Origin of the sequence: Rheinheimera sp., from assembly GCF_020217005.1 — a bacterium.
Lineage (GTDB): Bacteria > Pseudomonadota > Gammaproteobacteria > Enterobacterales > Alteromonadaceae > Pararheinheimera.
The window spans coordinates 1-10,000 of the sequence record NZ_JAIWOI010000238.1 but is presented as its reverse complement, the minus strand read 5'-3'; the positions used below and the strand labels follow the sequence as shown (position 1 = coordinate 10,000).

8 protein-coding genes are annotated in these 10,000 nt (G+C 46.0%); 5 read left to right on the top strand and 3 right to left on the bottom strand.

Features of this window, described 5'->3' with window-relative positions; translation table 11 throughout:
• Positions 1–82: 82 nt before the first annotated feature.
• Together thrC and ung are read left to right on the top strand one after the other, a co-directional pair.
• Positions 83–1,372, top strand: a complete 1,290-nt coding sequence (gene thrC, locus LDL40_RS11685; protein ID WP_300995555.1) for a threonine synthase — start codon at positions 83–85, stop codon at positions 1,370–1,372.
• Positions 1,373–1,375: 3 nt separating this feature from the next.
• Positions 1,376–2,038 (top strand): uracil-DNA glycosylase, encoded by a 663-nt coding sequence (gene ung, locus LDL40_RS11680; RefSeq protein ID WP_300995554.1) that lies wholly within the window; start codon positions 1,376–1,378, stop codon positions 2,036–2,038.
• A 111-nt stretch (positions 2,039–2,149) separates the two neighbouring features.
• On the opposite strand, the gene LDL40_RS11675 is transcribed toward ung, so the two are convergent.
• The 3 genes from LDL40_RS11675 to tal form a co-directional block, all read right to left on the bottom strand.
• Positions 2,150–2,326, bottom strand: coding sequence for a DUF3545 family protein (locus LDL40_RS11675; RefSeq protein ID WP_008897291.1), 177 nt, complete (start codon positions 2,324–2,326; stop codon positions 2,150–2,152).
• A gap of 120 nt (positions 2,327–2,446) precedes the next feature.
• Positions 2,447–4,075, bottom strand: coding sequence for a glucose-6-phosphate isomerase (pgi, locus tag LDL40_RS11670; protein ID WP_300995553.1), 1,629 nt, complete (start codon positions 4,073–4,075; stop codon positions 2,447–2,449).
• A gap of 58 nt (positions 4,076–4,133) precedes the next feature.
• A complete protein-coding gene (gene tal, locus LDL40_RS11665) occupies positions 4,134–5,090 on the bottom strand; it encodes a transaldolase (protein WP_300995552.1) in 957 nt (318 codons plus the stop codon).
• Between the two features lie 295 nt (positions 5,091–5,385).
• Between tal and yaaA the strand changes: the two genes are divergently transcribed.
• From yaaA to LDL40_RS11650, 3 genes are all read left to right on the top strand, one after another.
• Complete coding sequence (gene yaaA / locus LDL40_RS11660; RefSeq protein ID WP_300995551.1) at positions 5,386–6,159, top strand: peroxide stress protein YaaA; 774 nt, start codon at positions 5,386–5,388, stop codon at positions 6,157–6,159.
• 126 nt (positions 6,160–6,285) lie between these two features.
• On the top strand, positions 6,286–7,584 hold the full coding sequence (locus LDL40_RS11655; RefSeq protein WP_300995550.1) for an inosine/guanosine kinase: 1,299 nt from the start codon (positions 6,286–6,288) through the stop codon (positions 7,582–7,584).
• Positions 7,585–7,694: 110 nt separating this feature from the next.
• On the top strand, positions 7,695–9,947 hold the full coding sequence (locus LDL40_RS11650) for a carbohydrate binding family 9 domain-containing protein (protein ID WP_300995549.1): 2,253 nt from the start codon (positions 7,695–7,697) through the stop codon (positions 9,945–9,947).
• Positions 9,948–10,000: the final 53 nt, after the last annotated feature.

Genomic DNA, 10,000 nt, shown 5'->3' with positions numbered 1-10,000 from the left:
GCATTACGCTAAAAACTCAGATGCCATGACGACAATCTGTCGCTTGTCGAGACAAGGCGCACGCGCGCTGTAGGATATAAAAATGCAATTAACAAACACGAAAGTCGCTTCACAACAAGTTAGTTTTTTAGACGCTGTGCGTATAGGTTTGGGAGAACAGCAGGGGTTATTTTTCCCAACCCAATGGCCAAGCCTGGATATTGATGCTCTGTTGGAGCTGCCTTTTGTTGAGCGTAGCGCCAAAGTGCTGCAGGCTTTAATAGGCGATGAGCTCTCGGCGTCCCAAATTCATCAGATGGTGAGCAACGCTTTTCAGTTTCCTGCGCCTCTGGCTCAAGTGACAGAAGATGTGGCCTGTTTAGAGTTATTCCATGGTCCCACTTTAGCTTTCAAAGATTTTGGCGGCCGTTTTATGGCGCAAGCCTTAATTCAGGCGCAAAAGTTACAAAACGTCAGCAAAACCACTATTGTCACAGCAACTTCCGGTGATACTGGCGCAGCTGTCGCCCATGCCTTCTATCAGCAGGCTGGTGTCGATGTGGTGATTTTATTTCCTAAAGGAAAAATCAGCCCGCTGCAGGAAAAGCTGTTTACCACTTTAGGTCATAACATCCATACCTTAGCGGTAGAGGCAGACTTTGATCACTGTCAGGCGTTGGTCAAAGAGGTATTTAACGATAGAGACTTAGTGAAACAGCTGAATATCAATTCAGCGAACTCTATTAATATCAGTCGTTTATTCGCCCAGATCTGTTATTACTTCGAAGCTGTAGCTCAGGTACCTAAAGACAGAAGAGATCAAATCGTCATTGCTGTGCCCAGCGGTAACTTCGGTAACCTGACCGCAGGTCTGATTGCCAAAGTCCTTGGTTTGCCTATCAAGCGCATGATAGCTGCCACCAACTTAAATGACACTGTACCGCGTTACTGGAAAGATGGTCAGTGGACGCCAAATAAAACTATACCGACTTTATCTAATGCGATGGATGTCAGTGCACCAAACAACTGGCCACGGGTAGAGGCTTTATTGGCTCAGGGTAAAATTTCCCGCGACGATTTAGAAGCTGTGATGGTGGATGAAGAAGATACCCAGGTATCGATGCGTCAGTTGGCACATTTAGGTTATGTCAGTGAGCCTCATGCTGCTATTGCTTACAAAGCCTTAAAGCGTAGTTTGCAGGACGGCGAATTTGGTATTTTCCTCGGTACTGCGCATCCGGCTAAATTTAAAGAGCAAGTCGAAAATATCCTTGGTAGCCCCATAGCTCTGCCGCCTGAGCTCGCAGCTGTGGCTTCAGAGACAAGTTTAAGTGCAGATATGGCGCCGGATTTTGTACAATTACGCCAATTCTTACTGACTCTGGATAAATAAACTGTGTCTTTACATTGGCAAGACGTGATTGGGGCTGAAAAAAATCAGCCCTATTTTCTGCAGACTATGGATTACTTAAAGCAACAACGTGCTGCTGGACAGGTGATTTACCCACCTGAAGCTCAAGTATTTAACGCTTTTAAGCTGACGCCTTTTGCAGAGATGAAAGTGGTGGTGATAGGGCAGGACCCTTATCATGGCCCGAATCAGGCGCATGGTTTAAGTTTTTCGGTACCGCCAGGTGTAGCTATTCCGCCCTCGTTGCGTAATATCTATAAAGAGCTGGCGCTGGAGTATGTTGATTTTCAGATGCCAAAGCATGGTTGTCTGGAAAGCTGGGCAGAGCAGGGCGTGTTGTTACTCAATACCGCTTTAACTGTGGTGGCGAACGAAGCCAACTCGCATCGTCATTTAGGCTGGGAGCAGTTTACCGATCAGGTGATCCGGGCTATCAGTGCTCATGCAGAAGGCATAGTGTTTTTGTTATGGGGCAGCCATGCGATTAAAAAATCGCAGCTGATCGACAAAACCAAACACCATATTCTGACCGCACCTCATCCATCGCCTTTGTCAGCTCATCGCGGCTTTTTGGGCTGCGGCCATTTTGCAAAAGCCAATGAGCTACTGCAACAGCAAGGCAAAACACCTATCCGCTGGCAGGTATAACCCGTCGTTGTGACGGATAGACAGGCGACCAGAAAGGTCGCCCCCTAGGGTTAGATTGCCGTCAAATTACAATCAAATAAAAAGCCCCGACATTGCTGTCGGGGCTTCTTTTTAACTTAATTCGATGTCAACTAACTCAGGTTCTATGGTCCAGTCTATGTCTTCTAGTTCTCGTTTTAAGCGCTGGCGCTCTTTGACTGCTTCAATTTCGCGCCACTTGCGTTTTACTGCACGGCTCTTCGTCGCAGGACGCTCCAACATATTCAGTAAGTCTTCGAAGCTTTCCATGGTTGCCCCTCTGAGTTGTTGTTATTTTCAACAAATTAGTACCACACTTTGTATGAAAATAAAATAACTCTTTGACACAAATATGAACGAAAAATGAATGTTTTTCGTTCATTCAACAGGTTAGCCCAAGTTCAACTGCTTAAATTTTGCGATAAGTGCTTCAGTAGACGCATCAAAGTTATTCTGCTTTTGATCAGATAACACCTGATAGATAGGGGTCGACAGCTGTTTACCCAGCTCAACACCCCACTGATCAAAGGAGTTGATATTCCACAAAACCCCCTGACAAAACACCTTCTGCTCATAAAGCGCAATCAGGGCACCTAAGTAATAAGGCGATAATTCCGGCAGCAACAAGGTGTTGCTTGGCTTATTACCAGGCGACACTTTATGTGGTGCTAAAGCAATAGCTTCAGCTTCTGATGCGCCAGTGGCCAGCACTTCAGCTTTGGCTTCTTCAAAAGTTTTACCTTGCATCAGAGCTTGTGTCTGAGCAAAACAGTGTGCTGCTAATCTATGGTGGTGATCGCTAAGCTGGTGGCTGACTTTAGCTGGCAGGATAAAGTCGGACGGAACAGTCAATACACTTTGGTGCAATAACTGATGGTACGCATGCTGGCCATTAGTGCCTGCATCACCCCAAATCACCGGAGCTGTGGCATCTGTTAATGGTTTGCCATCCAGATCGACGCCTTTACCATTGCTTTCCATATCCAGCTGCTGTACGTAAGAGGGCAGGAAGCGTAAATAATGGCTGTATGGCAGTAAAGCTTGTGCCTGACAACCTTTAGCATTGATGTACCAGACACCCAGCAGAGCCAAAATCACCGGCATATTTTGTTCAAGTGGTGCATAGATAAAATGCTGATCCATATCGCGGGCACCTTTGAGCAGTTGTTGAAACTGTTCCATGCCCAACTGCAATGCCACCGGAAAGCCTATGGCAGACCATAACGAATAACGTCCACCGACCCAGTCCCACATTGGCAGAATATGTTCTGCCACTATGCCAAACTCAGCAGCGGCTTTGATATTGGACGAAGTCGCCCAGAAATGCCGCGCTATAGCGGCTTTGTCTGCGCCTTTGTCTGTAAACCACTGACGCACAGCCAAAGCGTTTTGTTTGGTTTCTTCAGTACCAAAAGATTTAGAGGCGACAAAGACGAGCGTAGTAGCCGGGTTTAAACCTTTGACCACATCAGAAACGACTGCGCCATCTATGTTACCTGCAAAGTGAATACGCACTGGGCTTTGGTTAAAAGGCGCTAGCGCTTCGCAGGCCATTTGTGGGCCTAACAAAGAGCCACCAATACCAATCCAAATCAGGTCGGTAATAGCATCGCCCTGATAACCTTTGTAGGTCCCTTGATGCAACTGACCTATCAATTCAGCCATTTGCGCATGGCAGGCCTGAATTTCCGGCTGTAAATCAACGCCGTCTAACACTAAAGGAGTTTTGGCATCAGCACGCAACGCCATATGCCAAACGGCACGTTGCTCAGTGTTGTTTATTTTATCGCCACTGAGCATCTGCTGAGTTTTGCTTTGGATCTGGCTTTGTTTGGCTAGTTCCAGCAGCTTTTGCCAGATGCCATCTGTGATCAAATTTTTGGCAAAATCCAGGTGAATGCCGCAGGCATTGACCTGGAATTTCTCAGCCCGCTTTGGGTCTGCAGCAAACTGCTGACGCAAGGACAAAGGCTGTTCAGCCAACTGTTTTAACTCTGCCCAGAGTGCAGACGACATCATATAAACTCCTGTAGTGATCTGATGGTGCTAAAAATTAAGCCTTTGCTTAACAGACAAATTAAGCCTGCAACTGAGCCTGAATTAAGGATTCCAGCTTACGTTGGTCAACGGCAAATTTACGGATACCTTCCGACAGTTTTTCTGTGGCCATTGCATCTTCATTCAGCGCCCAACGGAATTCAGCTTCAGTTAAAGCTGCTGCTTCTTTGGCTGTGGCGCCAGTGTCCTGCAGATGAACAGTCAAAGTACCTTGTTGCTGGCTCAGTTCTTCTAATAAGCCAGGGCTTATGGTTAAGCGATCACAGCCTGCTAGAGCCAATACTTCACCTATATTGCGGAAGCTTGCACCCATCACCACAGTTTTATGGCCATAGCTTTTGAAGTAACGGTAAATTTCACGCACTGACAACACGCCAGGGTCAGTTTCTGCCGTGTAGTCTTGTTTAGTGGCGGCTTTGTACCAGTCCAGAATACGGCCAACAAAAGGAGAAATTAAGAAGACGCCAGCTTCAGCACAAGCGCGGGCTTGAGCCATATGGAATAGCAATGTCAGGTTGCACTGAATTCCTTGTTGTTCCAGTTGGCGAGCCGCCTGAATGCCTTCCCAGGTAGAGGCTATTTTGATCAGAATACGGTCTTTGCCGATGCCATTTTCTTCATACAAAGCCACCAGTTGCAGGGCTTTATTGATGCTGGCCTGAGTATCAAAAGATAAACGGGCATCCACTTCAGTAGAGACACGGCCCGGCACCAACTTACTGATTTGAGTGCCGATATCTACCGCAAATTTATCACTGGCTATGCTGACCTGAGTCGCCAGATCTGAACTTTTGCTTTTGGCGTAAGCCACAGCCTGAGCCAATAAAGGCTTGGAAAACTCCAGCTGGCTGGCGTTTAGCAATAAAGAGGGGTTAGTTGTAGCATCTACAGGGCGGAATTGTTCAATGGCGCCTAAATCACCACTGTCGACCACTACTGTAGTCACTGCTTTTAGCTGTTCTAGTAAAGTGCTCATATTGTTTTATTACCGTTTTTCTGATCACAAGTCAGTGATGTGGGGCTTAATACTAAATAAATGTAGGAAAATTACAACACAAAAACAGGCTTTTGCGCTAAGTTTCCGCCATTCGGAATTTGCTGTAATTTGCTGGCTGCAGCCTTAGTTTATAAGCTCTGCACGCGGATTAGAGCTTATCATGAAAAAAACGAAAAACCATGGCAAAGCCACGTCCGTATTGAGTCTAGTTGTCGAGCTAAAGCGTTTAATTTGATATAGTCGTGTCAATTCGTTGTACAGGAAACCAAAACCCATGTTGATGGTGATATCACCCGCCAAAGATTTAGATTACCAAAGCCCTTTGTCTGTCACTACCTTTAGCCAGCCTGCTTTGCTGGAGCAAAGCCTTGAACTCATGCCGTATTGCCGTGATCTGACCCCTGCTCAGTTATCCAGTCTGATGCATATCAGCGATAAACTCGCTGGCCTCAATGCTGCGCGGTTTGCACAATGGTCTACACCTTTCACACCAGATAATGCTCGTCAGGCTTTGTTTGCTTTTAATGGGGATGTTTATCAGGGCTTGCAAGCGTCCAGCCTGAAACAAAAAGAATTGGATTATGCGCAGCAGCATTTGCGTATTTTAAGTGGCCTGTATGGCGTATTACGCCCTTTGGATTTGATGCAGCCATACCGTCTTGAGATGGGAACTTCTCTGGCAAATGGCCGAGGCAGCAATTTGTATCAGTTCTGGGGCGATCGCATCAGTACTGAACTCAATCAACAGCTGGAGCAGTTAAATTCACAGATGCTGCTGAATTTAGCCTCACAGGAATATTTTAAAGCTGTAGATAAAAAAGCGTTGAAAGCCAAAGTACTGAATGTGGAATTTAAAGATTTCAAAAATGGTCAGTATAAAATCATCAGCTTTTTTGCCAAAAAAGCCCGTGGTCTGATGGCCCGTTATGTGATTGAGCAGCAGATTGATCAGGTCGAAGGCCTCAAGCAATTTAACAGTGCCGGCTATCAGTTTAGTAGTGCAGAGTCCAAAGCCGACACACTAGTCTTTACACGAATGCAACAATAATCCTGCTATTGCAGTAGTCTGCTGCAAAATAGGCAGAAAAAGCCGCAACAAAACTGCGGCTTTTTTTGCGCTTTTTTAATTGGCTTTTGCTAAAATGCGCGGCTCTATTGATCCGAGTGTTGCCCTATGAAATTCCCTGGTCGTCGTAAACTCAAACATTATTTTCCTGTGTCTCAGCCCAAGCTGACTTTACCCAGTTATGAAGTTCGGCCAGAACTGGACACTTATATTGTAGGTTTAGACCAAACCATAGTGGATGTGATTGCTAACGTCAGTGATGAATTTCTGGAAAAATACGGTATAGGCAAAGGCTTATCCAACTTAGTGGAACATGGCAAAGCCGACCTGATTTATCAGGAGTTGGTTGGCTCTAACGCTATTTCTGATCATTTTGCCGGCGGCACTATCGGCAATACAGTGCATAACTACTCTGTGCTGGCTGATGACAAATCAGTGTTGTTGGGCGTGATGTCGTCCAATATTCAGCTGGGTTCTCCGGCCTACCACTACTTATGTCATACCAGCAGCAAAGTGGACATGAACCACCTGCAGGGTGTGCCTGGTGATATTGGTCGTGGTATTACCATGATTACGCCAGATGGCGAGCGGACTTTTGTCATCGATCCGGGTGATATGGATGAACTCACGCCATCTTATATACCCACAGATATCATTGCCAAAGCCGCTGCTATAGTAGTGAGCGCTTATCCGCTGCGCGCCACGGATCAGCCTATCCAGCAGGCTATGATCAAAATGCTGTCTGACGCGAAAGCCGCAGATGTGCCTGTGGTGATGAGTTTGGGCACCAAACATTTAGTCGAAGAGCATAGGGAGCTGATCCAGCAAACACTGGCGCAGTATGTCAATGTGTTGGCCATGAACGAACTGGAAGCTGAAGCTTTGACAGGTTTTGCCGATCCATTGCTCGCGGCAGAAGCTGCGCTGGATTATGTCGATATGGTGCTGTTAACAGCTGGTCCTGATGGTTTGTATTTATGTGGCTATACTGACGCTTCTGTTAAACGCGAGACCACTAATCCCATTAAATCCGGTGCTTTAGCGGATTACAATGAATTTGAATTCAGCCGTCCTATGCAGAAAAAAGACTGCCAGCAGCCGGTGAAAGTCTACTCCCATATCGACCCTTATTTAGGTGGGCCTGAGCGGATTAAAAATACCAATGGCGCTGGAGACGGTGCTTTAGCTGCTATTTTGCACGACATCGCAGCCAATCATTTCCATCGCCAGACTTTGCCTCTGTCCAGCAAACACGAACAGCCTTATTTGGCGTATTCGTCCTTTGCCCAGATCTGCAAATACGCCAACCGCGTCAGTTACGCTATATTGGTACAAAACGCGCCACGTTTATCTAAAGGCTTACCTGAGAAAGAAGACTCTCTGGAAGAAAGCTACTGGGACAGATAACAGTACTGACAAACTTCGATACAAAAGGCCGGTTTTTCCGGCCTTCTTATTTTGAGTCTCTTTCTATATAGTGCCCCTGACTTTTTTTCCTGTGGTACAAGGATAGGTAAATGCGACATTGGTTTGTTCTGTGGGCTGCTTTGTGTTCAGTAAGTGCGTTGGCTGATATTCATATTCCGAAAACGACAGCCACTATCACTATTGATGGTGATTTGTCTGATGCCGGCTGGGAAGACGCAAACAAAGTTCAAATCGAGATCAATAGCTGGCCGTCAGAAAATACGCCAGCTCCAGTTGCCACCCAAGTACTGTTAATGGAAAACGGCGAGTATTTTTATCTGGCTTTTAAAGCCAAAGATTCAAATCCTTCCCAGATCCGCGCTTTTTTAAAAGACAGAGATGACGTCTGGGAAGATGATTTAGTGGGGGTCAAAATTGACAGCTATAACGATCAAAAACTGGCCTATCAGTTTTTCAGTAACCCTTTGGGTGTGCAGGCGGATGCGATAGAAAACGAAGTTACTGGCGATGAAAGTGATGCCTGGGACGGTATATGGCAAAGTGTAGGAACTCTTACGCCGGATGGCTATCAGGTTGAAATAGCTATTCCGCTGCGCATTTTAAACTTTAATGACAGACTGGCGCTGCAGCAGTGGAGAATTGAGTTGGTGCGGTTTTATCCTCGGGATCTGAAGCACCGTTTATCCAGCAATAAAATTGAGCGGACCAACCCCTGCTGGATTTGTCAGATGCGTGTTGCCACAGGCTTTTCCGGCGCCAAACAAGGCAGTCATTTTAGTGTAGTGCCTTCATTGGTGACTGGTGTCAGCCAAGAGCGGGAAGTCACAAATGACACAAAAACCGCTTGGCAATCCGAAGCCAATACCGAAGTTAGCCTGGATTTAAAATGGGGCATTACACCGGACATTAACCTGAATGCGACGCTCAACCCGGACTTTTCTCAGGTCGAAGCTGATGTTGCTCAGGTGTCCATGAACGATACATTTTCGCTGTTTTTTGACGAAAAACGCGCTTTTTTCCTCGATAATAAGGACTACTTCAGCTCGCCGCTGGATTTAGTTTACACCCGTAATATAGGGGCACCAGACCTAGGTGCTAAGCTGACGGGCAAACAGCAACAACATTCCTTTGCTTTTTTTGCAGCCAATGACGCAAAAACCACTTTTATAGTGCCGGGAAACCTGGGGTCTGATGTTGCTGTATTGGATGAAGAAAGCACCAATGCGGTGTTTCGGTATCGTTATGATCTGAATGCGGACTTGTCTTTGGGCTGGATCAGTAGTCTTAGGCAAAGTGACAGCTATCACAACCATTTAGCTGGCGTCGATCTGAAGTATAAAGTCACAGAGCAAGATGAGCTGGTACTGCAGTATTTATATACTGATTCTGCGTATTCTGAACCATTACGCCAGAGCTTTGGCGATTCTGAAGCGGCTTTACGTTTGGCAGATAACTTATCCGATCCCGCTTACTTCCTGATGTACGAACATGACGACGGTGCCTGGCTGTGGAATACCGAATATCTCGCTTTGGAAAAAGATTTCAGGGCTGACATGGGCTATATGCCACAAACTGACTTTACTAAGTTTGTGCAAGGACTGGGTTACCAATGGTTCTCCAACAACAAGTGGTGGAACAGGGCTATCTTAAGCGGTGACTGGGATATCAGTCATAATGCCAATCACGAGCTATTGGAAAAAGAAGCCGAACTGTTTTTGGAGCTGTGGGGACCACAACAAAGTTTCGTCTCTTTTAGTCTGACCGACAGAGATAAAGTCGGACCACGCTTAAATAACAACTCACTGGCTATTGATGGCAATACTCTGATGTTTCACGAAAAGCGTTTTATTACTTTTGCTGAATTCAGGCCTTTGCCGGCACTTTATGCCAATGCTGAAATCGAGCTGGGTGATGCTATAGATTACCGCAATAACAGGCTGGGAGAATTAGTCCAATTCACGCCTGAACTGAGCTGGAATGCCAGTACTCATTTGCAAATTGAAGCCCGTCAAACTTACAGATACCTGGAAGCTGATGGTGCTGAGGTTTTTACTGCCAATCTGACCGACTTACGTTTTAGCTATCAGTTTTCTGTACGCAGTTTGTTGCGCCTGACGCTGATCTACAGCGACATTAGACAAAACCCACTGAATAACCCTGGACTTGAGCAGCAGTTGGAACGAAGCCTGGGATCACAGTTACTTTACTCATATAAACTAAACCCTCAGACCTTATTTTTTGCCGGTTATAGCGACAATGCTTACCAGAATGATGAATTAACCAGTATGGAGCGGGACCAGCGCTCTGTTTTTATGAAGTTCAGCTATGCCTGGCTGCTTTAACAAAAAGTGACACTGTAATCAAAGAAAAAGCTTTACAGCGAAAAGACTTCACT

Bases quoted from the DNA above. Each gene is read 5' to 3' on its own strand.
- thrC (WP_300995555.1), top strand. From the start codon at position 83: ATGCAATTAACAAACACGAAAGTCGCTTCACAACAAGTTAGTTTTTTA.
- LDL40_RS11675 (WP_008897291.1), bottom strand. From the start codon at position 2,326: ATGGAAAGCTTCGAAGACTTACTGAATATGTTGGAGCGTCCTGCGACG.
- pgi (WP_300995553.1), bottom strand. From the start codon at position 4,075: ATGATGTCGTCTGCACTCTGGGCAGAGTTAAAACAGTTGGCTGAACAG.
- tal (WP_300995552.1), bottom strand. From the start codon at position 5,090: ATGAGCACTTTACTAGAACAGCTAAAAGCAGTGACTACAGTAGTGGTC.
- yaaA (WP_300995551.1), top strand. From the start codon at position 5,386: ATGTTGATGGTGATATCACCCGCCAAAGATTTAGATTACCAAAGCCCT.
- LDL40_RS11655 (WP_300995550.1), top strand. From the start codon at position 6,286: ATGAAATTCCCTGGTCGTCGTAAACTCAAACATTATTTTCCTGTGTCT.
- LDL40_RS11650 (WP_300995549.1), top strand. From the start codon at position 7,695: ATGCGACATTGGTTTGTTCTGTGGGCTGCTTTGTGTTCAGTAAGTGCG.